This is a genomic window from Streptomyces sp. NPDC086554, from assembly GCF_040686095.1.
Taxonomy (GTDB): Bacteria; Actinomycetota; Actinomycetes; order Streptomycetales; family Streptomycetaceae; genus Streptomyces.
The window spans coordinates 204,821-229,575 of the sequence record NZ_JBFBJK010000004.1; the positions used below are offsets into that span (position 1 = coordinate 204,821).

The 24,755-nt window shown below is 68.8% G+C and carries 22 protein-coding genes and 1 riboswitch; of the genes, 13 read left to right on the forward strand and 9 right to left on the reverse strand.

All coding sequences use genetic code 11. The features are described from left to right. Nucleotides 1-7 precede the first annotated feature (7 nt). Nucleotides 8-730 carry a M50 family metallopeptidase gene (locus AB0O76_RS08180; RefSeq protein WP_365486675.1) on the reverse strand — a complete coding sequence of 241 codons (723 nt, stop codon included), beginning with the start codon at nucleotides 728-730 and terminating at the stop codon, nucleotides 8-10. A 49-nt stretch (nucleotides 731-779) separates the two neighbouring features. Between AB0O76_RS08180 and AB0O76_RS08185 the strand changes: the two genes are divergently transcribed. The 10 genes from AB0O76_RS08185 (at nucleotide 780) to AB0O76_RS08230 (ending at nucleotide 11,023) form a co-directional block, all read left to right on the forward strand. After that, entirely contained in the window at nucleotides 780-1,595 is an 816-nt protein-coding gene (locus AB0O76_RS08185) for an SOS response-associated peptidase (protein ID WP_365486677.1), read from the forward strand. A 1-nt stretch (nucleotide 1,596) separates the two neighbouring features. Next, entirely contained in the window at nucleotides 1,597-2,238 is a 642-nt protein-coding gene (locus tag AB0O76_RS08190; protein ID WP_365486679.1) for an alpha/beta family hydrolase, read from the forward strand. A gap of 275 nt (nucleotides 2,239-2,513) precedes the next feature. Next, a complete protein-coding gene (locus AB0O76_RS08195) occupies nucleotides 2,514-3,182 on the forward strand; it encodes a sigma-70 family RNA polymerase sigma factor (protein WP_249587852.1) in 669 nt (222 codons plus the stop codon). Beyond that, nucleotides 3,179-3,469 carry a mycothiol system anti-sigma-R factor gene (rsrA, locus tag AB0O76_RS08200; RefSeq protein WP_135334984.1) on the forward strand — a complete coding sequence of 97 codons (291 nt, stop codon included), beginning with the start codon at nucleotides 3,179-3,181 and terminating at the stop codon, nucleotides 3,467-3,469. Before AB0O76_RS08195 ends, rsrA begins: the two co-directional genes overlap by 4 nt. Nucleotides 3,470-3,662: 193 nt before the next feature. Continuing rightward, the gene (locus AB0O76_RS08205) at nucleotides 3,663-5,003 is read left to right on the forward strand and encodes an HD-GYP domain-containing protein (protein ID WP_365486681.1); all 1,341 of its coding nucleotides are present in this window, start codon (nucleotides 3,663-3,665) and stop codon (nucleotides 5,001-5,003) included. 152 nt (nucleotides 5,004-5,155) lie between these two features. After that, nucleotides 5,156-6,367 (forward strand): HD domain-containing protein, encoded by a 1,212-nt coding sequence (locus tag AB0O76_RS08210; protein ID WP_365487087.1) that lies wholly within the window; start codon nucleotides 5,156-5,158, stop codon nucleotides 6,365-6,367. Between the two features lie 160 nt (nucleotides 6,368-6,527). Continuing rightward, the gene (locus tag AB0O76_RS08215; RefSeq protein WP_135335416.1) at nucleotides 6,528-7,508 is read left to right on the forward strand and encodes a hypothetical protein; all 981 of its coding nucleotides are present in this window, start codon (nucleotides 6,528-6,530) and stop codon (nucleotides 7,506-7,508) included. Between the two features lie 64 nt (nucleotides 7,509-7,572). After that, nucleotides 7,573-8,223 (forward strand): peptide deformylase, encoded by a 651-nt coding sequence (def, locus tag AB0O76_RS08220; protein WP_365486683.1) that lies wholly within the window; start codon nucleotides 7,573-7,575, stop codon nucleotides 8,221-8,223. A 302-nt stretch (nucleotides 8,224-8,525) separates the two neighbouring features. Then, nucleotides 8,526-9,665, forward strand: a complete 1,140-nt coding sequence (cyc1, locus tag AB0O76_RS08225) for an epi-isozizaene synthase (protein WP_365487089.1) — start codon at nucleotides 8,526-8,528, stop codon at nucleotides 9,663-9,665. After that, nucleotides 9,662-11,023 (forward strand): cytochrome P450, encoded by a 1,362-nt coding sequence (locus tag AB0O76_RS08230; RefSeq protein ID WP_365486685.1) that lies wholly within the window; start codon nucleotides 9,662-9,664, stop codon nucleotides 11,021-11,023. Before cyc1 ends, AB0O76_RS08230 begins: the two co-directional genes overlap by 4 nt. Here AB0O76_RS08230 and AB0O76_RS08235 read toward each other — a convergent pair. The 3 genes from AB0O76_RS08235 to AB0O76_RS08245 form a co-directional block, all read right to left on the reverse strand. After that, entirely contained in the window at nucleotides 10,977-11,978 is a 1,002-nt protein-coding gene (locus AB0O76_RS08235) for a helix-turn-helix domain-containing protein (protein ID WP_365486687.1), read from the reverse strand. The two genes, AB0O76_RS08230 and AB0O76_RS08235, sit on opposite strands and share 47 nt — an antisense overlap. A gap of 242 nt (nucleotides 11,979-12,220) precedes the next feature. Beyond that, the gene (locus AB0O76_RS08240) at nucleotides 12,221-13,243 is read right to left on the reverse strand and encodes a ribonucleotide-diphosphate reductase subunit beta (RefSeq protein WP_360767538.1); all 1,023 of its coding nucleotides are present in this window, start codon (nucleotides 13,241-13,243) and stop codon (nucleotides 12,221-12,223) included. Next, complete coding sequence (locus AB0O76_RS08245) at nucleotides 13,243-15,639, reverse strand: ribonucleoside-diphosphate reductase subunit alpha (RefSeq protein WP_365486689.1); 2,397 nt, start codon at nucleotides 15,637-15,639, stop codon at nucleotides 13,243-13,245. Before AB0O76_RS08245 ends, AB0O76_RS08240 begins: the two co-directional genes overlap by 1 nt. 158 nt (nucleotides 15,640-15,797) lie before the next feature. After that, nucleotides 15,798-15,875, reverse strand: a riboswitch (cobalamin riboswitch). A 125-nt stretch (nucleotides 15,876-16,000) separates the two neighbouring features. Here AB0O76_RS08245 and AB0O76_RS08250 point away from each other — a divergent pair. Further along, nucleotides 16,001-16,723 (forward strand): hypothetical protein, encoded by a 723-nt coding sequence (locus tag AB0O76_RS08250; RefSeq protein ID WP_365486691.1) that lies wholly within the window; start codon nucleotides 16,001-16,003, stop codon nucleotides 16,721-16,723. A 67-nt stretch (nucleotides 16,724-16,790) separates the two neighbouring features. Here AB0O76_RS08250 and mctP read toward each other — a convergent pair whose 3' ends face one another. The 5 genes from mctP to AB0O76_RS08275 all read right to left on the reverse strand — a co-directional run bounded on the left by mctP (nucleotide 16,791) and on the right by AB0O76_RS08275 (nucleotide 22,077). Then, nucleotides 16,791-18,452, reverse strand: a complete 1,662-nt coding sequence (mctP, locus tag AB0O76_RS08255) for a monocarboxylate uptake permease MctP (RefSeq protein ID WP_365486693.1) — start codon at nucleotides 18,450-18,452, stop codon at nucleotides 16,791-16,793. After that, on the reverse strand, nucleotides 18,449-18,718 hold the full coding sequence (locus AB0O76_RS08260) for a DUF3311 domain-containing protein (protein ID WP_160507149.1): 270 nt from the start codon (nucleotides 18,716-18,718) through the stop codon (nucleotides 18,449-18,451). The genes mctP and AB0O76_RS08260 overlap by 4 nt, the downstream gene beginning before the upstream one ends. A 141-nt stretch (nucleotides 18,719-18,859) precedes the next feature. Beyond that, entirely contained in the window at nucleotides 18,860-19,057 is a 198-nt protein-coding gene (locus AB0O76_RS08265) for a YbdD/YjiX family protein (RefSeq protein WP_365486694.1), read from the reverse strand. Further along, nucleotides 19,054-21,168, reverse strand: coding sequence for a carbon starvation CstA family protein (locus tag AB0O76_RS08270; RefSeq protein ID WP_365486696.1), 2,115 nt, complete (start codon nucleotides 21,166-21,168; stop codon nucleotides 19,054-19,056). Before AB0O76_RS08270 ends, AB0O76_RS08265 begins: the two co-directional genes overlap by 4 nt. Nucleotides 21,169-21,270: 102 nt before the next feature. Continuing rightward, nucleotides 21,271-22,077 (reverse strand): GntR family transcriptional regulator, encoded by an 807-nt coding sequence (locus AB0O76_RS08275; RefSeq protein WP_365487091.1) that lies wholly within the window; start codon nucleotides 22,075-22,077, stop codon nucleotides 21,271-21,273. Nucleotides 22,078-22,351: 274 nt separating this feature from the next. Between AB0O76_RS08275 and AB0O76_RS08280 the strand changes: the two genes are divergently transcribed. Then, nucleotides 22,352-23,623, forward strand: a complete 1,272-nt coding sequence (locus AB0O76_RS08280; RefSeq protein ID WP_365486698.1) for an extracellular solute-binding protein — start codon at nucleotides 22,352-22,354, stop codon at nucleotides 23,621-23,623. Nucleotides 23,624-23,757: 134 nt separating this feature from the next. Next, complete coding sequence (locus AB0O76_RS08285; RefSeq protein ID WP_365486700.1) at nucleotides 23,758-24,738, forward strand: sugar ABC transporter permease; 981 nt, start codon at nucleotides 23,758-23,760, stop codon at nucleotides 24,736-24,738. The last annotated feature ends 17 nt before the right edge of the window (nucleotides 24,739-24,755 follow it).

Below are 24,755 nucleotides of genomic sequence, written 5' to 3' on the forward strand. Positions count from 1 at the left end.
GAACTTCTCACAGACCGAGCAGCCAGCGCCCTCCGCCTATCAGTGAGCACAGCGAGACGGCGTGGAAGAGGAAGAGCCACATCCCCGCCGGGACGTGCGTGAGCCGCGACAGCTGGTCCGCGTCCGAGTCGCCCGCCCCACCGCGCCTGCGCTTGGACTGCAGCTCGAAGGCGGGACGCACGCCGCCGAGGAGCAGGAACCACACCACCACGTACGCGAACGCCGCCTGCACCTGCGAGCTGGTCAGCCAGGAGACCAGCAGGAAGGCGCCGCCGGTGATGACCATGGTGAGGGCGCCGTACGCGTTGCGGATCATCACCAGCATCACGAGGAGCAGTGCTGTGGCGATCCACAGGAAGGCCGTGATGCGGTCGGCGGCAAGCAGCGCGGCGCCGCCGAGGCCGAGCAGCGGCGGCGCCGTGTAGCCCGCGGCGGCGGTGAGGATCATGCCGATGCCGGTGGGCTTGCCGCGGCTGACGGTGAGGCCGCTGGTGTCGGAGTGCAGCCGGATGCCGTCGAGGCGGCGCCCCGTCAGCAGAGCGATCAGGCCGTGGCCGCCCTCGTGCGCGATGGTGATCGCGTTGCGGGCGACCCGCCAGACGCCGTGCGGGACGACGACGGCGAGGGCGACGACGCCGGTGACGATCACCAGCCACTCGTCGGGCGCGGCCTGCGTACCGAAGACCCGGTCCCAGAGGTCGGCCAAGCTGGCGTTCGCGGTGCTCTGCATTGCTTCGACCGGCTCCTTCTGACGTACGGGGTCTGGCAGTCTGGCACGTATGTGCGGACGGTATGCATCGAGTCGTAAGCCCGAGGATCTCGCAGGAATCTTTGAGATCGAGAAGTGGGAGCCCGAGGAGGCGCTGGCCGCCGATTACAACGTGGCCCCCACCAAAGAGGTCTACGCGGTCCTGGACCGCCCCCTTAAAGACGCCGATGACCCCCGCCCGGTTCGCCAGCTGCGCACGCTCAAGTGGGGCCTCGTGCCGTCCTGGGCCAAGACGCCCGAGGGCGGCGCCCGGATGATCAACGCGCGCGCCGAGACCGTGTACGAGAAGCCCTCCTACCGCCGGGCCTTCGCCGCCCGCCGCTGCGTCATCCCGGCGGACGGCTACTACGAGTGGGTCACCGCCGCCGGCGAGCGGGAACTGGAGGTCGAGGGCAAGAAGAAGCGGCCGCGCAAGCAGCCGTACTTCGTGACGCCCGCCGACGGCTCGGTCTTCGCCATGGCGGGGCTCTACGAATTCTGGCGCGACAAGACACTGCCCGACGAGCACCCCCTGGCCTGGTGGGTGACCTGCACGGTGATCACCACGGAGGCGGAAGCCACGCCCCTGGCGGTCGCGCCCAAGGAGGGCCCGCGCTCGCTGGCCGACATCCACCCGCGGATGCCGCTGATGCTGACGCCGGACCGCTGGGACGCCTGGCTCGACCCGTCCCGCACGGACGTCGACGACCTGCGACCGCTTCTGGAGCCGCCGCCGCACGGCCTGATGCGGGCCTACCCGGTGTCGACGGCGGTCAGCAACGTACGCAACAACGGCCCGGAGCTGCTGAAGGAGCTGGAGGGGCCCGAAGAAGGCACACTCTTCTGACGTGACCAAGAGTGAGATCGTCCAGACCGACGCCGGTGACGCGCGCATCACCTGGCACCCCGCGCCGAAGAAGAAGGCGCGGTTCGTGCTCGCGCTCAGCCACGGCGCCGGCGGCGGCATCGAGGCGCGCGACCTGAAGGCCATCGCCGCCGCCCTGCCCGCGCACGGCGTGAGCGTCGCCCTCGTCGAGCAGCCCTGGCGTGTTGCGGGAAAGAAGGTGGCGCCCGCGCCGAAGACGCTGGACGTCGGATGGCGGGGCCTGTGGCCCGCGCTCGCCGAGCCCGGTCTTCCGGTGATCGCGGGCGGCCGCAGCGCCGGCGCGCGCGTCGCCTGCCGCACCGCCACCGAACTCGGCGCCGTCGCCGTGCTCGCCCTCAGCTTCCCGCTGCATCCGCCGGGCAAGCCGGAGAAGTCCCGCGCCGACGAGCTGCTCGGCGCCGGGGTGCCCACCCTCGTCGTGCAGGGCGGCAACGACTCCTTCGGGAAGCCCGCCGAGTTCCCCGAGGGGACGTACGAATTGGTGGAGGTGCCCTTCGGAGACCACGGGTTCGCGATCCCCAAGCGCGCCCCGATCGACGAGGCCGAGGCCATGAGGATCATCACGGATGGCGTCACACGGTGGACGGGAATGTTGGGTGCATGACCTCTGTTGTGCGGAACAGACGTTAAACGCTGTTCGTACGAGAGGAAGTCCGCCGCATGGGTTCGACCATCTGCCCGCCCGTCTCCCACCGCCGCCCTTCTGCGGACGGGCAGAGCCCGGCACCTTCTTTTTCCCGCACCAGTGCCTCTGACCTGGAGTGGACGGTGCTGAGCGCGCCCAAGACCGCTCCTATTCGAGCGGCGGCGGTACCGGATCGTCGTCTATCCTCCGATTCGAGTGGGGCTGCTTTCGGTCTCACCACGTCTTTTGAGGAGGTGGGTCCGGTCACTGGGACCGACGCAGGGGCCGAGAACGGCCAGGCGCAGCCCGAGGAGACGCAGGCGGAGCGCACGGCCCGCTTCGAGAGGGACGCCCTCGGTTTCCTCGACCAGATGTACTCGGCGGCGCTGCGCATGACGCGCAACCCGGCGGACGCGGAGGACCTGGTGCAGGAGACCTACGCGAAGGCGTACGCGTCGTTCCACCAGTTCCGTGAGGGCACCAACCTCAAGGCGTGGCTGTACCGCATCCTCACCAACACGTTCATCAACTCGTACCGCAAGAAGCAGCGCGAGCCCCAGCGCAGCGCCGCCGAGGAGATCGAGGACTGGCAGCTCGCACGCGCCGAGTCGCACATGTCCACCGGTCTGCGCTCGGCCGAGTCGCAGGCGCTCGACCACCTGCCGGACTCGGACGTGAAGTCCGCCCTGCAGGCGATCCCCGAGGAATTCCGCATCGCCGTCTATCTGGCCGACGTAGAGGGCTTTGCGTACAAGGAGATCGCGGACATTATGGGGACACCCATCGGTACGGTGATGTCCCGGTTGCACCGCGGCCGTCGCCAACTGCGCGGCATGCTCGAGGACTACGCCCGCGACCGCGGCCTCGTCCCCGCCGGCGCCGCGTCAGAGTCGTCGAACGAAGCGAAAGGCTCAGGCTCATGAGCTGCGGAGAGCCGCACGAGACGGATTGCAGTGAAGTCCTGGACCATTTGTACGAGTTCCTGGACCGTGAGATGCCGGACAGCGACTGCACCAAGTTCGAGACGCACTTCGAGGAGTGCTCTCCGTGCCTGGAGAAGTACGGCCTCGAGCAGGCGGTCAAGAAGCTGGTGAAGCGCTGCTGCGGCCATGACGACGTCCCCGTCGACCTGCGGGCCAAGGTCATGGGCAGGATCGATCTGATCCGCTCGGGCGAGGCCGTCCCGGAGCACGACGTGACGGAAGCCTGAGCTTCCTGTAGTTGAGCCTTGGCAGGCCGTGACGGAAACGCGTCACGGCCTGCCTTCTTTCTGTCCACTGTCACTCGTACGTGCCAATTTCTGCACGGGGGGCTCGGAGCGGGGGGTAGCCGTTCTAGTCTCCGGACCTTGGAATGTCCTGAACGTGCTCCGGGGGGACGGTCACGGGGGAGGAGACAGTGCCATGCGGTCCATCGCTCCGTTGGCGCGCGCCTACATCCTGTGCGTCGCCCTGGGCGCCGCGGCCTGTGCCGCGCCCGCGCTGAGCGCGCGCACGCCGTGGGCCGCCGTCGCGCTGCTCGCCGCGCTCTACGCCGGGTGCGAGCAGGTCTCGCGGTGCCGGGTCATCGGCCGCCGAGCGCCGAACGGCCTCGGCACGTTCTTCCCGGTCCTCCTCGCCGCCGTGTTCCTGCTGCCGCCCGCCGCCGCCGCGCTCGTCGCGGTGCCGGGAGCACTGCTCGCCCGCGTGGAGCGGCGCCCCCGGTGGGTGCGCAGGCTCTGGCGCGCCGCTCAACTCGCCCTGGCCGCCTGGGCGTCCTCCCGGGTGTACGAGGCGTGCGGCGGTCCCGCCACGGTCGCCGCGGCCGATTTTCCGTACGCGCTCGCGCCTGCGGGAGCCGCCGTCCTCGCCTTCTCCGTCGTACTGACCGTCCTGGACGGCGGCATTCTGGCGACCGCGGAACGGGTGCCGGTGCGGGCCGCGTGGCGGGGGCTCCTCCTGCGGTCGTTCGCGCCGGTCGCGGTGCACGGTCTTGCCGGGCTGATGATGGCGGTGCTGTGGCGCAGCCCCTACGGGCCGCTCGCCGCGCTGCTCGTGCTGCTTCCGATGGGCGTCTCCTGCTGGGTGTTCGCGCAGTACCACCGCGAGCGGGCCGCCCACCAGGCCACGATCCGGGCGCTCGTGCAGGCCGTCGACATCAAGGACCGGTACACACGCGGGCACAGCGAGCGGGTGGGGCGGGCCTCGGTGATGATCGCCCGCGAGCTCGGTATGGCGGACGAGCGGGTGGAGAGCCTGCGGTTCGCCGGGATCCTGCACGACGTCGGCAAGCTCGGCGTGCCGACGCGGCTGCTGCGCAAGGACGGGCCGCTGACGCCTCAGGAGCGGCGGGTCATCGAGCTGCATCCCGAGTACGGGCACGAGATGGTGCGCGGGATCGGGTTCCTCGGGGAGGCGCGGGCGGCGATCCTCCATCACCACGAGCGGATCGACGGGAGCGGGTATCCCTACGGGCTTGTCGGGCGGCAGATTCCGGAGTTCGCGCGGGTGGTGGCGGTGGCGGACGCGTTTGACGCGATGACGTCCACCAGGTCGTATCGCCGGGGGCGGCCTGTCGCTGCCGCGATGGCTGAGCTTTCCCGGTGCGCGGGAGCGCAGTTCGATCCGGCCATGGTCGATGCTCTGCAGCGGGCGCTGGAGCGGTATGGGTGGCACCCGGCGGTCACCGCGGACGACGCCGGGGTGCCCGGGCCCCGGCAGGGAGCTTCCGAGGTCCCTGCGGCGCCGGGGCCGGCAGCGCGGTGAACGCATCTTCGTCAGGACCCGGCGGTGAGGGTTGTGCCCACCCTTCCCCAAGCTCTCGGCTCCGCTCGAGCAGGGGAGGCCCCACTCGCCGTGCGGAACGCCTGCCCACAACCAGGGCGGGGAGAGCGGTGACCGGGCGTCTGCCCACAACAGTGACCGTGCTGATTTACAGCGCCGCCGGGCTGCTCACCCTCCTGGCCCTCGGCTGGACCCTCTGGCACGGAGTTGTCGAAGGTGGCATCGCGCTTGCCTTCGGAGGGCTTGTCGCTGTGGGGGAGCTTGCCCGGTGGACGGCCGGGGGGAGTGATCGGGAGCCTGCGCCGTTGGGGGCCGCGGGGGCTCTTGCGTACGCGCTGCTCGGGGAGATCGGCGGGCGGGCCACGCACCATGGCGTGCTGCAGGTGATCGCTGTGGTGGTCGCCGCCGCGCTCGTCGGCGCCGTACCTCATGTGGCGCTCGGCAAAGGGCCCGCCCTTGACCATGTGGCGCGGCGGGTGCTGACCGTCGGGTTCGCCGCGGTGTGCTTCCAACCGCTGTACAACTCCGGGAAGTTGGAGGAGTGGGTGGGCAAGGGGCCCGCCTTCGCCGCCGTCATCGTCGCGCTGCTCGTCCTGACCGCCCTCTGCGACGCCGTGCTCGCCGCGGCCATGGCCCACGCCCGCACCCGCTGGCCGTTCGGACCGCTCCTGAGGGATGAGCTGCGGGCCATGCTCGGGATCGGGTCCGCGGTGTGCGCGACGGGGGCCGTGATGGCGCTCGCCGTCGCCGTCGCGGGGCTCTGGGCGCTGCCGGTGTTCAGCCTGCCGCTGCTTCTGACCCAGCTGTCGTTCGGGCGGTACGCCGCCGTGCGGACCACCTACCGGCAGACCATCACCTCGCTCGCCCGGGCCACCGAGATCGCCGGGTACACCCCGCACGGCCACGCACGCCGCGTCGCCGCGCTCAGCCGGGCCGTGGGGCGCGATCTTGGGCTCCTGGAGCCGGACCTCGTCGTCCTCGAGCACGCGGCGCTGATGCACGACATCGGGCAGCTCTCCCTGCTCGACCCGGTGCCTGCGGGGGCCACCGCCGCCCTGCCGGAGGCGGAGCAGCGGCGCATCGCCCTGCTCGGGGGCGCCGTGGTGCGGCAGACGGGGGTGGACGGGGACGTCGCCCTGGTCGTGGAGCGGCAGGCGGATCCGTATCGCGATCAGCCGCTCACCGCCCGTATCGTGCGTACGGCGAACGCATACGACGAGATGGCGCGGGGAGAAGGGCCGGGGGGCCCGCTCAACGCCCTGGAGCGGCTGCGCCTCGCCACCGGCCACGACTATCAGCCTGAGGTCGTGGAAGCCCTGGCCAGGGTGCTCGCGAGGGGGAAATGACCGTGTCCCGCAGGGGCCCGGGGAGGGCGGGCGTGACCGCGTGCCCGCTGGGTAACCCATGGGTAATGAGCGGCCGTCCGACCGTACGTGGTTGGATGCGAAGAGGGGCCCCTCGAACACAGCAGGAACTCTGGAACTCGGTAACTGGCAGGCGGGAATCGTGAGGATCTTCGGCAAGGGACGGCACCGGCCCTCCGCCTCATGGCGGCAGGCCACCGACCGCGCCTTCACGCTGATCGGCGACGGGCGGTACGAGGACGCGGGCGCGCTCCTTACCCGCGCGGCGGATCTGGAGCCGTGGCTCTCGGAGTCCTGGTTCAACCTCGCGCTGCTCCACAAGTTCCGGCACGACTGGGAGCAGGCGCGGGCCGCGGGCCTGCGGGCCGTCGCCCTGCTCGACCGCTCGACCGGCGCCCCCGACTGGTGGAACGTGGGGATCGCCGCCACCGCCCTGCAGGACTGGCCGCTGGCCCGTCGCGCCTGGCAGGCGTACGGCCTGCGCGTGCCCGGCGGTGTCGCCGCCTCCGGTGAGCCCACCGGCATGGACCTGGGCAGCGCGGCCGTCCGCCTCTCGCCCGAGGGCGAGGCCGAGGTGGTGTGGGGGCGCAGGCTCGACCCGGCGCGCATAGAGGTGCTCTCCATTCCGCTGCCGTCCTCCGGGCGCCGCTGGGGCGAGGTCGTGCTGCACGACGGCGTACCGCACGGCGAGCGCTCCACGGCCGCCGGGCACTCGTACCCGGTCTTCGACGAGATCGAGCTGTGGGCGCCCTCACCGGTCCCCACCTGGGTGGTTCTCCTGGAGGCCGCCACCGAGGACGACCGGGACGCCCTGGAGAAGCTCGCCGCCGACGCGGGCTTCGCCGCCGAGGACTGGTCCTCCTCCGTACGGCTGCTCTGCCGGATGTGCTCCGAGAGCCGGATGCCGAGCGACGAGGGCGACGGCGAGCACCTGGACCCGCACGACCACAGCGAGCCCGGCCATCCCGGGCCGCTCGGCCACCGCAGCCCCGGCGCCCTGTGGGTGCCCGAGCGTGAGTGCGGCATCGCGGCGCCCGCCGCCCTGGTGCGCGGGCTGCTCGACGGCTGGGTCGCGGACAGCCCGGACTCCCGTGACTGGCGGGATCTGGAAGAGGTCTGCTGACCGGTGCCCGTAGGCTGTACGGGCACCATCTCTTGTGGGATCCCAGGAAGGCGTACGTCGGACAATGGCGCAGGACACTGAGCAGCAGGCCTCGGGCGGGGTGCTTCCCGTCGACGACGAGGGCTTCGTCATCGACACGGAGGACTGCGAGGAGCGGGAGACGGCCCTCCGCGAGCGGGGCACGTCCCGGCCCATCACGGTCGTCGGCAACCCTGTGCTGCACAAGGAGTGCAAGGACGTCACCGCCTTCGACGACGAGCTCGCGCAGCTCGTCGCCGACATGTTCGCCAGCCAGCGGACCGCCGAGGGCGTGGGCCTCGCGGCCAACCAGATCGGCGTCGACCTGAAGGTCTTCGTCTACGACTGCATGGACGACGAGGGCCGGCGCCACGTCGGCGCGGTCTGCAACCCCGTGCTGCAGGAGGTCCCCGCCGACCGCCGCCAGCTGGACGAGTCGAACGAGGGCTGCCTCTCCGTCCCCACCGCGTACGCGGAGCTGGCCCGCCCGGACTACGCCGAGGTGACCGGGCAGGACGAGAAGGGCAACCCGATCAAGGTGCGGGGCACGGGCTACTTCTCACGCTGCCTGCAGCACGAGACGGACCACCTGTACGGCTACCTCTACATCGACCGCCTCTCCAAGCGGGACCGCAAGGACGCGCTGCGGCAGATGGAAGAGGGCACCCCGCGCTACCCCGTGGTGTCCCATGACTGACGCACGCGACGCCTGAGAGGCGTGGGAACCGCGTGACACGAGCGGCCCCTGGTCGGGAACTCCCTCCCGACCAGGGGCCGTTCGCATGGCCCGCTCGCGTGTGCGAGCAAATCCGGCTGCTCGTGATCCATATTCAGTCACATAAGGGGATTCTCTCGGCACTGGGGGGTAGTGAATGGCGCAAATCTGTTCCCTGAACGGTCAGTTGTGGTGCTGAATGGAAAGCGCGGGGATACGCAACGGCGCGCGCCGGGTACGGCGGGAGGGGCGTGCGTCACCAGGCGGCTGAGAGGGGTTTGTTCGTGCGTGCATATTCCGGAAGCACTTCACAGAAACAGCCGTGCACGAGGCCACACACGCAGAGGGTATCGGTACCACCGGCGCTGGCACTTCCGGTGATCGAAGCAGCGTTTCCTCGCCGTCTGCACCCGTATTGGCCAAAGCTTCAGGAGAAGTCCAGGACCTGGCTGCTCGAAATGCGCCTGATGCCCCCGGACAAGGTCGAGCGGTACGCGGACAGCCTCTGCTACACCGATCTGGTGGCGGGCTACTACATTGGCGCGCCCGACGAGTTGCTCACCGTGATAGCGGATCTCAGCAGCTGGTTCTTCGCGTGGGACGACCGGCACGACAGGGACTCGGTGCACGGCAGGGCGGCCCAGTGGCGGCGGCTGTGCCGGGGTCTGCACGGCGCCCTCAACGACCCGGAGGAGTATCTGCACCACCGGGATCCGTTGGTCTCCGGGTTCGCGGACTGCGTGCTGCGGCTGTACGCGTTCCTGGGCCCCAGCTGGAACGCGCGCTTCGCCAGGCACTTCCACCCCGTGATCGAGGCGTACGACCAGGAGTTCAGGAACCGGCGCTGCGGGACGGTGCCGCCCGTCGAGGCGTACATTGAACTGCGCCGGCTGACGTTCGCGCACTGGGCGTGGATCGACCTCCTTGAGCCCACCGCGCGGTACGAACTGCCGCGGGCGATTAGGAAACACCCCGCATACCGGCGGGCGGCCCTTGCGACGCAGGACTTCTCCGCCTGGTACAACGACCTGTGCTCGCTCCCGAAAGAACTCGCTGGAGACGAACTGCACAATCTCGGGATCAGCCTCATCCAGCACGAGGGATTGACGCTCGAAGAGGCGGTCAGGGAAGTCCACCGGCGCGTCAGCCGATGCGTCGAGGATTTCCTCGTGGCCGAGGAGGAAGTCCTGCTGCTCGCCGATAAATTGGCGGACGGATCAGAAAAGGGGCGGGAGCTGTCGGACGCCCTTGAATCATGCGTCTTCAATATGCGGAACTGGTTCTCTTCCGTCTATTGGTTCCACCATGAATCAGGCCGCTATCGCGTGGACAGCTGGGACGACAGGTCCATTCCTCCGTACGTCACGGAAAACCATCTGATGGAAAACACCATGGCCGAAAACGAACTGGTAGGTGAGGAATGAGCGTCGAATCCACGATACCCGCGCCCGCCGCGTCAGGATCGGAGCCGCCGCTCGTCGGCGGCGGCGCACCGCTCATCGGTCACGCCTGGCACCTGATCCGCGACCCGCTCGGCTTCCTGGCCGCGCTACGGGACCATGGTGATCTCGTACGCATCAGGCTAGGGCCCAAGACGGCGTACGCGGTCTGCGATCCGGAGCTGGTCGGGCAGATGCTCAAGAGCCCGGAGTACATCGTCGGTGGACCGCTCTGGGACACCCTTGAAGTGCTCCTCGGCAAGGGCGTGGCGACCAGCAACGGCAAGCTGCACCGGCGTCAACGGCGCATGATTCAGCCCGCGTTCAGGCCCGAGCGGATCGCCGACTACGCCAAGGTGATGGAGGAGGAGGCGCGCGCCACGGCGGCGCGCTGGGATCACGGCCGCACGGTCGACGTCAGCGCGGAGATGTTCCGCACCGCCGTGCGCATCGTCTCCCGCTCGCTCCTGGAGGTCGACTCGATCGGCGAGAAGGCGGACCGCATCGCCGATTCGCTGCACACCGTCTTCGAGGGGCTCTACCGGCGGATGGTCCTCTCGGTCGGGCCGCTGTACCGCGTGCCGACCCAGGGCAACCGCCGCTTCCAGAAAGCGCTCGACGATCTGCACGCGCTGGTCGACGAGATCATCGCCGAACGCCGGGCGACTGATTCGGGCCAGCAGGACCTGCTGGCCGAAATGCTTCGGGCGCGCGATGAAACGGGTCAGCCGCTCAGCGACCAGGAGGTCCACGACCATGTGGTCTCGCTTGTCGTCGCGGGGGCCGAGAATGTCGCGTCGACCCTGGCGTGGACGTTCCAGCTGCTCACCGAACACCCGGAGCAGGAAAGGCGGTTGGTTGAAGAGGTAAATTCCGTCGCGCCGGGCCGGGAGGTCACATTCGCGGACCTCAAGAACCTGCCGCACACCCGGAATGTCGTCACCGAGGCCATGCGTATACGACCTGCCGCTTGGATATTCACGCGCAGGTCCGTAGCCGAAACGAACCTCGGCGGCTACCGTATTCCGGCCGACGCCGACATCGTGTACAGCGTGTACGCGATGCAACGCGATCCGCGTTCCTTCGAGCGCCATCTGGAGTTCGACCCGGACCGCTGGAATCCGGAACGCGCAGGTGACGTACCGGAGTTCGCGATGATGCCGTTCAGTGTCGGTAACCGAAAGTGCCCGGGTGACCACTTCTCGTTGGCCGAACTCGCCATCATCCTGGCGACGGTGGCCCCGAGGTGGCACCTCTCGCCCGTCCCGGAGACCGACACCGGCACGAAGATCGGCATCACGCTGCATCCGAAGCGTCTGGTCCTTCGCGCCGAGCGGCGCTGACGGCCGGTCCGCGGAAGGTGCGGCGGTAGGCGTTCGGTGTGGTGCCGAGCGCCCGCAGGAACTGGTGGCGCATCGCCGCGGCGTTGCCGAAACCGGCGCGCCCGGCGATCGCGTCCACCGTCTCGTCCGAGCCCTCAAGCAACTCCTGTGCCAACAGCACCCGTTGGCGCAGGAGCCAGCGGTAGGGCGTGGTGCCCGTCTCCTGCTGGAAGCGGCGCGCGAAGGTCCGCGGCGACATATGGGCGCGCTCGGCCAGTCGCTCCACGGTGATCTCCGTGTCGAGGTGGCGCTCCATCCAGGCGAGCACCCCGCCGACGGTGTCGCACGCCGTGCGCGGCAGGGGTCGCGCCACGAACTGTGCCTGACCGCCGTCGCGATGGGGCGGTACGACCATGCGCCGGGCGATGGCGTTGGCGACCTCGGTGCCGTGTTCCTGGCGCACGATGTGCAGGCAGGCGTCGATCCCGGCGGCGGTCCCCGCCGATGTGACGACGGAACCCTCGTCCACGTACAGCACATCGGGCTCGACATGCGCCCGCGGATAGCGCACCGCGAGCTCCCTGGAGTGCTGCCAGTGCACGGCGCAGCGCAGCCCGTCGAGCAGTCCGGCGGCGCCGAGCACGAAGACGCCGGAGCAGACGGACAGGACGCGGGCGCCGCGGTCGACCGCGCGGCGCAGTGCGGCGAGCAGGTCCTCGGGATAGTCGCGGCCCACGAACGACTGTCCTGCCGGCACGGCGATGAGATCGGCCTCCTCCAGGCGGTCGAGGCCGTACGGCGTGGTGATCGAGAAGCCCGCGTGGTTGCTCAGTACCCCGCTCTCCGCGGCGACCACCGCGAAGTCGTACACGGGAAGACCCTCGTCGCTCCGGTCGAGGCCGAACACCTCGCAGACGACGCCGAGTTCAAAGGGATTGACGCCGTCGAGCAGCACGACGGCCACGTTTTTCAGCATGCCGCCAGTGTGCCGCGGTCTTGGCAGTAAGTCGATGGTATGTGGCAGTCCTGCCACTGGCGCCGGTGTTCGGCGTGCACGACAGTGAGGACATGAACACATTCCTCGGATACGTGACCGTCGTGACCGTCTTCCTCCTCCTGGCCGCACCCTCGCTCGTCGGGTACGTCCACGACCGCAGGATCGACCGTGAGCTGCGTGAGGCCCCCCGCGCCCCACGCAGCTCACGGAAGCCGGAGGTGCTAGAACTCGTCGTCGAAGGAGACCGAACCCTCGACGGCGACCTGGTAGGCCGAAGGGCGCCGCTCGAAGAAGTTGGTCAGCTCCTGGACACCCTGAAGTTCCATGAACGAGAACGGGTTTGACGAGCCGTAGACCGGCGCGAAGCCGAGCCGCTGCAGCCGCTGGTCGGCGACGCACTGCAGGTACTCGCGCATCGAGTCGGTGTTCATGCCCGGCAGGCCGTCACCGCACAGGTCGCGCGCGAACTGCAGCTCGGCCTCGACGGCCTCCTTGAGCATGTCCGTGACCTGCGTCTGGAGCGCGTCGTCGAAGAGCTCGGGCTCCTCCTTGCGGACGGTGTCGACGACGTCGAAGGCGAAGCTCATGTGCATCGTCTCGTCGCGGAACACCCAGTTGGTGCCGGTCGCAAGGCCGTGCAGCAGACCCCGCGAGCGGAACCAGTAGACGTACGCGAAGGCACCGTAGAAGAAGAGCCCCTCGATGCACGCGGCGAAGCAGATCAGGTTCAGCAGGAAGCGACGCCGGTCGGCCTTGCTCTCGAGCCGGTCCATCTTCTCGACCGAGTCCATCCACTTGAAGCAGAACTCGGCCTTCTCGCGGATGGAGGGGATCTCCTCGACCGCGTCGAAGGCCGCGGCGCGGTCGTCCGGGTCGGGCAGATAGGTGTCGAGCAGCGTCAGATAGAACTGGACGTGCACGGCCTCCTCGAAGAGCTGACGGCTCAAGTAGAGCCGCGCCTCAGGGGAGTTGATGTGCTTGTAGAGCGTGAGCACCAGGTTGTTCGAGACGATCGAGTCGCCGGTCGCGAAGAACGCGACCAGACGGCCGATCATGTGCTGCTCGCCCGGCGAGAGCTTGGCGAGGTCGGCGACGTCCGAGTGGAGGTCGACCTCCTCGACGGTCCAGGTGTTCTTGATCGCGTCCCGGTAGCGCTCGTAGAAGTCCGGGTAGCGCATGGGACGCAGGGTCAGCTCGAAGCCCGGGTCGAGGAGGTTCTTCTCGCTGTTGGTCGTGGAGCTCATTACTGGCAGGCCTCGCAGGACTCGGGGTTTTCCAGGGAGCAGGCGACGGCGTCGGGGTCGGTCGCCTGCTGGGGGACGGGGGCGGCGGTGGCGTTCGATCCGCCGGCCGCGCGGGCGATGCGCGTCGCCGGGCGCGAGCGCAGGTAGTACGTCGTCTTCAGGCCCGACTGCCAGGCGTACGCGTACATCGAGGAGAGCTTGCCGATGGTCGGCGTCTCCAGGAACAGGTTCAGGGACTGCGCCTGGTCCAGGAACGGCGTGCGCGCGGCGGCCATGTCGATCAGGCCGCGCTGCGGGATCTCCCACGCCGTGCGGTACAGCGCGCGGACGTCCGCCGGGATCCAACTGAAGCCCTGCACCGAGCCGTTGGCCTCGCGCAGCGCCTCACGGGTCTGCGCGTCCCACACGCCGAGCCGCTTCAGCTCCTCCACCAGGTAGGCGTTGACCTGGAGGAACTCGCCGGACAGCGTCTCGCGCTTGAAGAGGTTGGAGACCTGCGGCTCGATGCACTCGTAGACGCCCGCGATGGACGCGATGGTGGCGGTCGGCGCGATGGCGAGAAGCAGCGAGTTGCGCATACCGGTCGCGGCGATACGTTCCCGCAGCGCGGCCCAGCGCTCCGGCCAGGTCAGCTCGACGCCGTAGTGGTCGGGGTGCAGGACGCCGCGCGCGGTGCGGGTCTTCTCCCAGGCGGGGAGCGGCCCGTTGCGCTCGGCGAGGTCGGCGGAAGCCTCGTACGACGCGAGCATGATCCGCTCGGCGATGCGCGTGGAAAGGGCGCGCGCCTCGGGGGAGTCGAAGGGCATCTTCAGCTGGAAGAAGACGTCCTGCAGACCCATGGCGCCCAGGCCCACGGGCCGCCACTTGGCATTCGAGCGGCCGGCCTGTTCGGTCGGGTAGAAGTTGATGTCGACGACACGGTCGAGGAAGGTGACGGCCGTGCGGACGGTCTCGTCGAGCCGCTCCCAGTCGATGTCATCGCCGGAAGGCAGAACGAACGCGCCGAGGTTCACGGACCCGAGGTTGCAGACCGCCGTCTCGCCGTCGTCCGTCACCTCCAGGATCTCCGTGCAGAGGTTGGAGGAGTGGACCGTGTGGCCGGGCTCCGCCGTCTGGTTGGCGGTGCGGTTGGCGGCGTCCTTGAACGTCATCCAGCCGTTGCCGGTCTGCGCGAGGGTGCGCATCATGCGGCCGTACAGGTCGCGGGCCGGGATGGTCTTCTTGGCGAGCCCGGCGGCCTCGGCCTTGCGGTACGCGGCGTCGAACTCGTCGCCCCACAGATCGACGAGCTCGGGCACGTCGGCCGGCGAGAACAGCGACCAGTCCTGGTCGGCGGCGACCCGGCGCATGAACTCGTCGGGGATCCAGTGCGCGAGGTTGAGGTTGTGCGTACGCCGCTGGTCCTCACCCGTGTTGTCGCGCAGCTCCAGGAACTCCTCGATGTCGGAGTGCCAGGTCTCCAGGTAGACCGCGGCTGCGCCCTTGCGGCGGCCGCCCTGGTTCACCGCGGCGACGGAGGCGTCCAGCGTCTTCAGGAACGGCACGATGCCGTTGGAGTGCCCGTTCGTGCCGCGGATCAGCGAACCGCGGGAGCGGATGCGGGAGTACGAGAGGCCGATGCCGCCCGCGTGCTTGGAGAGGCGCGCGACCTGGTGGTAGCGGTCGTAGATGGAGTCCAGCTCGTCCAGCGGGGAGTCGAGGAGGTAGCAGGAGGACATCTGCGGGTGGCGGGTACCGGAGTTGAAGAGCGTCGGCGACGACGGCAGGTAGTCCAGGCGGCTCATCAGGCGGTACAGGGCGGCGACTTCGTCCACCGAGCGCGCGCTGTCGTCCTCCGCCAGGCCGCTCGCGACGCGCAGCATGAAGTGCTGCGGGGTCTCGATGACGTGCCGCGTGATCGGGTGGCGCAGGAGGTAGCGGCTGTGCAGGGTGCGCAGTCCGAAGTAGCCGAAGCGGAAGTCGGCGCCGTCATCGAGCGCGGCGTCCACGAGACCGTCGAGGCGCGCCGCGTGGTCGACGACGAACGCGGCGGTGCGATCCGCGATCAGGCCCTCGCGGTGACCGACCGCGACCGAGTCGGAGAAGGAGCGCACGCCCTGCGACGCCGCCTCCTCGCGGATGCTGATGCTCAGCAGCCTGGCCGCCAGCTTCGAGTACGCGGGGTCCTCGGAGATGAGCCCCGCGGCCGCCTCGGTGGCAAGCTCCCGCAGCTCCGACACGTCCGCCTTGGCCGAGCGGCCGCGCAGCGCGGCGGCGGCGACTCTGCCGGGGTCGGCGTCGGGGAGGTCGGCGGTGAGGTCGGTCAGGGTACGCAGCAGCGCGGTGCCTGGGCCGTCGGCGGTCTGCTGACCGTCGGTGGTCTGCGCTGACGCAGGTTCGGCTGGCGCGATGGTCACGTGGAGCACTCCCTCGCTCGGCTCAGAGCCTTGAGGAGGGGTCAGGGGACACACGGGCGGCGCCCCGGGCAGGGCTGAGCTCCGCGTCCACCAGCCCATTCCACGAGGCCCGGACGTCGTCGGCACCCGGACCGGACGGAACGGGTGCGCTGTCGACAGGTCTTCGGACTCGTGGGTACGACAAATGCGTACTCATACACCGTTGCGGGACAGTTCCGGACTTGCACCGGATTCCCCTGCGGCGACAGCGAGCACGAGCATACATCTTGTGCTGGCTCTGAGCGGCAGCCCCACATCTTGTGTCGGCATGGGTATCCCCTAGGGTGGCGGCCGAACTGATCGTCGAACAGGGGGAGTCGCTGTGCGGGGACGGGGCGCGGGCTGTGCCGCGGTGTTGCTGATGCTGCTCAGTGGCTGCGGGGACGGCGGGCAGAAGGCCGACGGGCCGCCGAAGCGGGAGACCACGGCCGCCGGAGCGGACGGCCACGCGGACCCCGGCAAGGTCTTCACGGACGCCGAGCTGAAGGCGGCGCTGCTGCCCGCGAAGGCGATCGGCCCCCGCGCGAAGAAGCCGGAGATCACGCTGGGCCTCTTCAACCGCCAGTTCGGAAGCGGCGATTGGAGCGCCTGCGAACCCGGCGACGGCACGCGGGCGGAACTGGCGCAGATGCGCGGGGCCAGCGCCGAACAGTGGGTACGCCCCGACCCGGACAAGATCTCCGAAGGCGATCCGTACGTCTATGAACGCCTCGTCTCGATGCCCGCCGAGCGCGCCGGGCACTACCTCGACCTGCGCAGGCAACTCCACGAAGCCTGCCCGCGCGTCACCGTCGACACCGAGGCGGCCCCCGTCGACGAGCACCACGAGGCCCGCGATCTGCCGGACCTGGGCGACGAGGCGGTCCTGGAGACGACGCGGACCACGGGCGGCGACGAGTACGACGGGACCCCGCACTACGAGGCCGAGGTGCGGGTCGGCGGCGTCCTCGTGATCGTGGGCGCGGGCACCGACAAGGACCTGACGATCGCCTCCGCGGCCCAGGCGGTGGTGCGGGTCCGCACGGAGCTCTACAAGGCCTTGTAGCGCCCCACGCACGACAGCGGGCCGCCGGATCACTCCGGCGGCCCGCGTCACGTACGTACGAAAAGGCTCAGTGCCCGCCCGGCGCCCCCGCCGTCGCCTCCTCCGTCGCCTTCGGCAGGTCCCGCACGACGCCCGGGTCGCCCGCGTCCGCGGTGTAGTCCTCCGGAGAGGTCTCGTCGACGCCGTCAGGGGCCTTCATGGCGCGCAGGGCGAAGGTCATGACCACGGTGACCACCGCGTTCAGGACGAACGCCGTGAGGCCGATGTAGCCGATCTCGCCGATGCCGGGGATCTCGTCGGACGAGCCGCCGAAGTGCTTCTGCGTCGGCGACGCGACTCCGTACGCGGCGACCGTGCCGTAGATCATGCCGATCGCCCAGCCCGCGAGCAGCGCCCAGCGGTGGAACCACCGCGTGAACAGGCCGCCGACCAGGGCAGGCATGGTCTGCAGGATCCAGATGCCGCCCAGGAGCTGGAAGTTGATCGCGACCGTCTTGTCCATGGTGAGGACGAAGGCGAGCGCGCCGACCTTCACGAGCAGCGAGACGAGCTTGGAGACCTTGGTCTCCTGCGCGGGCGTCGCGTCCGGCCTGATGAAGTCCTTGTAGATGTTCCTGGTGAAGAGGTTCGCGGCCGCGATCGACATGATCGCCGCCGGTACGAGGGCGCCGATGCCGATGGCGGCGAAGGCCACGCCGGTGAACCAGTCGGGGAACATGTTCTCGAACAGCTGCGGGATCGCCAGCTGGCCGTTCTCCACCTTGACCCCGGCCGCGATCGCCATGAAGCCGAGCAGCGCGAGCAGGCCCAGCATCAGCGAGTACAGCGGCAGGATCGTGGTGTTGCGGCGGATCACGTCGCGGCTCTTGGAGGAGAGCGTCGCCGTGATCGAGTGCGGGTACATGAAGAGCGCGAGCGCGGAGCCGAGGGCCAGGGTCGCGTACGTCCACTGACCGGGCTCACCCGGTGCGAGGCCCGCGACGGGCTTGCCCGCCGCCTCGTTCGTCGCCGTGAACTTGTCGCCCGCCGCCTGGAAGATCTCGTCGAATCCGCCCAGCTTGATCGGGATGTAGATGATCGCGACGGCGATGACGAGATAGATCAGGCCGTCCTTCACGAACGCGATCAGGGCGGGGGCCCGCAGACCCGACGAGTACGTGTACGCGGCGAGTACCGCGAACGCGATGAGCAGCGGCAGGTCCTTGATGAACCAGTTGGTGTCAGGACCGCCGCCGACGCCCATGACGTCAAGGACGGCCTGGATGCCGACCAGTTGGAGCGCGATGTACGGCATCGTGGCGAGGATGCCGGTGACCGCGACGGCCAGCGAGAGCCCCTTGGAGCCGAAGCGGCCGCGCACGAAGTCCGAGGTCGTCACGTATCCGTGCTTGTGCGACACCGACCACAGGCGCGGCAGGAAGGTGAAGATCAGCGGGTAGACGAGGATCGTGTACGGAACGGCGAAGAAGCCGGCCGCGCCCGCCGCGTAGATCGCCGCGGGGACGGCCACGAACGTATACGCCGTGTACAGGTCGCCGCCGAGCAGGAACCACGTGACCCAGGTGCCGAACGACCGTCCGCCCAGGCCCCATTCGTCCAGGCTCTCGGTCTCGGCCTTGCGCCAGCGCGCGGCGAGGAAGCCCATCGCCGTGACGGCGGCGAAGAAGAAGATGAAGACGGCGAGGGCGATGCCGTTGACGCCGCCCGTGTCCGCTGCGAGCTCGTTCATCGGGTCGCACCCCCCTGGGCCTGCTCGGCCTTGCGGGCGCGCTGGTCACGCTGCCACAGCTTGTACGCGATCATCGTGAGGAGGGTGGATATGAGCACCCACAGCATTTGGTACCAGTAGAAGAACGGGATGCCGATGAAGGTCGGTTCGACCTTCGCGTAGGAGCTCACCCAGAGCATCGCCACGAACGGCGCGACGAGACAGAGGGCAATGACCACGCGGACCGGCGTGATCACCGGTCTGCTCACTTCGGGCGCATCTGACACATCTGACACTTCGCGGCTCAGCTCCCTCGCTTATCCCACCTTTAACGTGCGGGAAATCTAAGCGAGAGTCTTGATCTATGGAACCCCCGTCCGGATAACGGACAGGTCAATGTGCCTGTTCAGCGCCGGCTCAGTGCCTGCTCAGCAGCAGCGGAACCCCTGCTTGGGGTCTGACTCCTGCTGATCCGTCCGCATTCGCTCGAACTCCCTCCGGGAGGGCACGGATGCCCCGGGATGCGTCTTCCGCGTGTGCGCGACATACCGGTCGTACGCGGATTCGTCGGTCAACTCCCGTGCGTACCACCGCACCCAGCGCAACCCCCGCAGCACCCAGGTCATTTCGTGAGCTCCGCCTTCTCTTCCTTGGTGGCGATCAGCCCGGCCGGCGCGGTCAGCTTCGACTCGACGTACTCGGCCTCGCTCAGCTCGGACGACTGCGGATTGCGGACGTGTCTGACGCACACCCGCGCCGCGTCCAGGATCACGATGACGATGAGCAGCGCGAGGGCCGCCGAAAGGACGCCGTCCACTGTGGAGTTGGTGACGACGGTGTGCATGTCGTCCATGTTCTTGGCGGGTGGCAGGACCTTGCCCGCGTCGATGGCGTCCTGGTAGTTCGAGCGCTGCTGGAAGAAGCCGACGCGCGGGTCGCTGGAGAACACCTTCTGCCAGCTCGCGGTGAGCGTCACCGTCGCGTCCCAGGCGAGCGGAATCCCGGTGATCCAGGCCCACTTGAGGCGCCCGGACTTCACGAGCAGCGTCGTGCAGACGGCGAGGGCGACCGCGGCGAGCAGCTGGTTGGCGATGCCGAAGATCGGGAAGAGCTGGTTGATCCCGCCGAGCGGCTCGTGCACGCCCACCCACAGGAAATAGCCCCACAGGCCGGTGACGACCGCGCTCGTGATGACGAGTCCGGGCTTCCAACTGACGTTCTTGAAGGGCTTGTAGACGTTCCCGAGCATGTCCTGGAGCATGAACCGGCCCACGCGCGTGCCCGCGTCGAGCGCGGTCAGGATGAACAGCGCCTCAAACATGATCGCGAAGTGGTACCAGAAGGCCCGCATCGAGCCCCCGGTCACCTTCGAGAAGATCTCGGAGACACCGATCGCGAGGGTCGGTGCGCCGCCCGTGCGCGAGAGCAGTGAGGACTCCTCGACGTTCTTGGCTGCCTGCGCCAAGTCCTCGGGGGAGATGGTGTATCCGAGGTTCGCGACGGCCTGGGACGCGGCCTGGACGTTGTCCCCGATGACGCCCGCGGGCGCGTTCATCGCGAAGTACAGACCCGGGTCGATGATGCTCGCCGCGACGAGCGCCATGACCGCGACGGACGACTCCATCAGCATGGAGCCGTAGCCGATCATCCGGACCTGCGGCTCCTTCTGGATCATCTTCGGCGTCGTGCCCGACGAGATCAGCGCGTGGAAGCCGGACAGGGCCCCGCAGGCGATGGTGATGAAGACGAACGGGAAGAGCGATCCCGCGAAGACCGGGCCGTCGCCGCGCGACGCGAAGTCGGTCACCGGGTCCATCTTCAGCGTCGGCAGGGTGACGATGACGCCGACCGCGAGCAGCAGGATCGTACCGATCTTCATGAACGTGGAGAGATAGTCGCGGGGCGCGAGCAGCATCCACACCGGCAGGATCGAGGCGATGAAGCCGTACGCCACCAGCCAGATGACCAGCGTCGACGGTGCGAGCGTGAAGGTGTCGGCGAGCGAGGACTCGGCGACCCAGCGGCCCGCGACGAGCGCGATCAGCAGCAGCGCGATCCCGATGAGGGAGACCTCGCTGACCCGGCCGGGGCGAAGCACCCGCAGGTAGAAGCCCATGAGCAGCGCGATCGGGATCGTCATCGCGATGGAGAAGGTGCCCCACGGCGACGCGGCGAGGGCGTTCACGATGACAAGGGCGAGCACCCCGAGCAGGATGATCATGATGGCGAACGCGGCGAGCAGCGCGGCGGCCCCGCCGAACGGACCGATCTCCTCGCGCGCCATCTGGCCGAGCGACTTGCCGTCACGCCGTGTGGAGAAGAAGAGGACGACCATGTCCTGCACGGCGCCCGCGAAGATCACCCCGACGATGATCCAGATGGTGCCCGGCAGATAGCCCATCTGCGCCGCGAGTACCGGCCCCACGAGCGGCCCCGCGCCCGCGATCGCCGCGAAGTGGTGGCCGAGCAGGACGCGCCGGTCGGTCGGGTGGAAGTCGATGCCGTTGTCGAGGCGCTCCGCCGGAGTGGCCCGGTTCTTGTCGACCTTGAGGACTTTGTACGCGATGAACTTGGAGTAGAAGCGGTACGCGATGGCGTACGAGCCGAGGGCCGCCGCCACCATCCAGGCGGCCGACACCTCCTCGTCGCGCGCCAGCGCGAGCACGGTCCAGCCCGAGGCGCCCACCAGCGCGACGAGGGTCCAGATGACAAGGGATCGAGGATTTGCTCTGCGCACCGGGTCGTCCTCCCGTTCATCATGCGATGACGGGAGGAACGTAGAACAGCGAAGTGATCCGCGCCAGACCTCGGACGGGTGCCGGTACGCGAGGGCGGTGAGTCAGTCCGTGGGCCGCTTGAGGCGGGCCACGAACTTGTACCGGTCGCCGCGGTAGACCGAGCGCACCCACTCCACCGGTTTTCCGCCGCGGTCGAGGGAGTGCCGGGAGAGCAGCAGCATCGGCAGGCCCACGTCCGTGCCGAGCAGGCCCGCCTCGCGCGGGGTGGCCAGGGAGGTCTCGATGGTCTCCTCGGCCTCCGCGAGATGGACGTCGTACACCTCGGCCAATGCGGTGTAGAGGGAGCTGTACTTGACCAGCGAGCGGCGCAGCGCCGGGAAGCGCTTGGCCGACAGGTGGGTGGTCTCGATGGCCATCGCCTCGCCGTTGGCCAGGCGCAGCCGCTCGATCCTGAGGACACGGCCGCCGGTGCTGATGTCGAGCAGTCCCGCGAGGGTGTCGTCGGCGGTGATGTAGCCGATGTCCAGGAGCTGCGAGGTCGGTTCGAGGCCCTGGGCGCGCATGTCCTCGGTGTACGAGGTGAGTTGGAGCGCCTGGGAGACCTTGGGCTTGGCGACGAAGGTGCCCTTGCCCTGGATCCGCTCGAGGCGGCCCTCGACGACCAGCTCCTGGAGGGCCTGGCGCACGGTGGTGCGCGAGGTGTCGAACTCGGCGGCCAGCGTGCGCTCCGGCGGGACGGGGGTGCCGGGCGGCAGGGTCTCCGTCATGTCGAGCAAATGCCGCTTCAGGCGGTAGTACTTGGGCACGCGTGCGGTGCGGCCGACTCCCGCCGCCGAGCCGGTGTCCGTGGCCTCAATGGGCGCTGACGCACCCGCTTCGGTTCCCGTACTCCCCGCCTCGGTGCCCATGGCCCGCCTTCCTGCTGCCGTCACCGGCTCCTCCGTCTGTCGCGGCTCACATCGTGGCACGTGCCGGGCTGAGCAAGCCGTGCCCGCTCAGGTGTCGGTCCGATAACGGACGCGACAGCCCTTCTTATACACCCTTGACACCCCTAAAGGTCTAGGCCAAGCTCCCCGTACTGGTCTACACCATTAAAGACCAGGTTCCAGTCCCACGGGCAGATCTCGGTCCTATTGGTCGCTGCGGGTGGGGGGTTGACTGGCATCCCTTGAGGAGGGTGACGTGAAGCGCAAGCTCATAGCGGCCATCGGTGTCGCGGGCATGTTGGTCTCGATCGCGGCGTGTGGCGACGACGGAGACAAGAAGTCCGGCGGTGCCGACGGCTTCAAGGGTGAGACGCTGACGCTCTGGGCGATGGACGGTTCGACGCCGGAGAAGTGGCAGAAGGACGTCACCGCCGCCTTCGAGAAGAAGACCGGCGCGAAGCTGAAGTTCGAAGTCCAGCAGTGGAACGGCATCCAGCAGAAGCTGACCACCGCCCTCTCCGAGGAGAACCCGCCGGACGTCTTCGAGATCGGCAACACCCAGACCGCCGCGTACGCCAAGACCGGCGGCCTCGCCGAACTCGGCGACCTCAAGGAAGGGCTCGGCGCCGACTGGACCGAGTCGATCAACAAGTCGTCCGTCGTGGACGGCAAGCAGTACGCCGCCCCCTGGTTCGTCCTCAACCGCGTCGTCATCTACAACAAGAAGGTCTGGGCCGACGCCGGCCTCAAGGACACCCCCAAGACCCGCGCCGAGTTCCTCAAGGACCTCAAGGCAATCGAGTCCAAGACGGACGCCGAGCCGATCTACATGCCCGGCCAGAACTGGTACCACTTCGTCGGCCTGACCATCGGTGAGGGCGCCGACCTGGTCAAGAAGGACGGCGACAAGTACGTCTCCAACCTCACCGACCCCAAGGTCGCCAAGGCCATGAAGACGTACAAGGAGTTCGCGGACCTCTCCAAGGCCCCCAAGAACAAGGACGAGGCCACCCCGCAGCAGGCCGAGGTCTTCGCCAAGGGCAAGACCGGCGCCTTCGTCGGCATGAGCTGGGAAGCCGCGACCGCGATCAAGGCCAACCCGAAGATCGAGAAGGACATCGGCTACTTCACGATCCCCGGCGCCACCGCGGACAAGCCCGAGGGCGTCTTCCTCGGCGGCTCCAACCTCGCCGTCGCCGCGACCAGCGAGAAGCAGGAGCTCGCCAAGGAGTTCCTGAAGATCGCCCTGTCCGACAAGTTCGAGGGCGCGCTCGCCAAGGAAGGCGGCGTCATCCCGAACAAGCAGGCCCTGGAGGACCGGCTCAAGGGCAACCCCGCAGCCGAGGCCATGGCCCCCGCCACCGCCGGCGGCGGCACGACCCCGCTGATCCCGGAGTGGGCCGCGGTGGAGAACCCGCCGAACCCGATCAAGAACTACATGACCGCGGTCCTGAACGGTAAGTCCAACGACGAGGCCGCCGAGCAGGTCGAGGGCGAGCTCAACAAGCGCCTGTCGCAGAAGCAGTAAGGACGCGCTCCTGCCGGGGACTTCGGGCCCGGGGTGACACGCACCCCCGGGCCCGGTGCCCCGGCACAGCGCTGCGTTCCGCGATGCCCACGAAAGCGCCGCGTTCCGCGATGCCCACGAAAGAGATGGCGAGCATGACCGTGCAGACCGAACGGCCGCCCTCCGGCCCGACGGACGTCGTGAAAACGGACGGACGGCCGGGAGACACCGGCAAGCCCCGCGAGCGGGCCCGGTCGCTCGCGCCCTACCTGCTACTGCTTCCCGCGATCGCGGCCACGCTCTTGTTCCTCGGCTGGCCCCTGGTCAACAACGGGATCCTGTCGTTCCAGAACCTCAACATGAGGCAGTTCATCCTCCACCTCACGGAGTGGAACGGGATCGACAACTTCAAGGAGGTCCTGTCCGGCGAGGACTTCTGGCGGGTCACCGGCCGCTCGATTGCCTTCACCGCGGTCAACGTCGCCCTGATCATGCTGCTCGGCACCCTGGTCGGCCTGCTGCTCGCACGGCTCGGCAAGCGGATGCGGACGTTGCTCCTGGTCGGACTCGTGCTCGCCTGGGCCATGCCGATCATCGCGTCGACGACCGTCTACCAGTGGCTGTTCGCGACGCGCTTCGGTGTCGTCAACTGGGTCCTGGACAAGGCCGGCTGGCACTCCATGGCCGACTACGACTGGATGGGCAGCCAGTACTCCACCTTCTTCGTGGTCATCGTCCTGATCGTCTGGCAGTCGATCCCCTTCGTGGCGATCAATCTCTACGCCGCGACGACGACGATCCCCAAGGAGCTCTACGAAGCCGCGTCACTGGACGGCGCCGGCGCGTGGAAGCGGTTCACCAACGTCACGCTCCCGTACATGCGGCCCTTCCTCTACGCGACGACGTTCCTCGAGATCATCTGGGTCTTCAAGGCGTTCGCGCAGGTCTTCGCGCTCAACGAGGGCGGCCCCGACCGGCTCACCGAAATCCTGCCCGTCTACGCCTACATCGAGGGCATGGGCAACCAGCACTTCGGCATGGGAGCGGCCATCGCCCTGCTCACCATCGTCATCCTGCTGGCCCTGACCTCCTTCTACCTGCGGATCGTGCTCAAGCAAGAGGAGGACGAGCTGTGACACGCAACGCTTCGTCT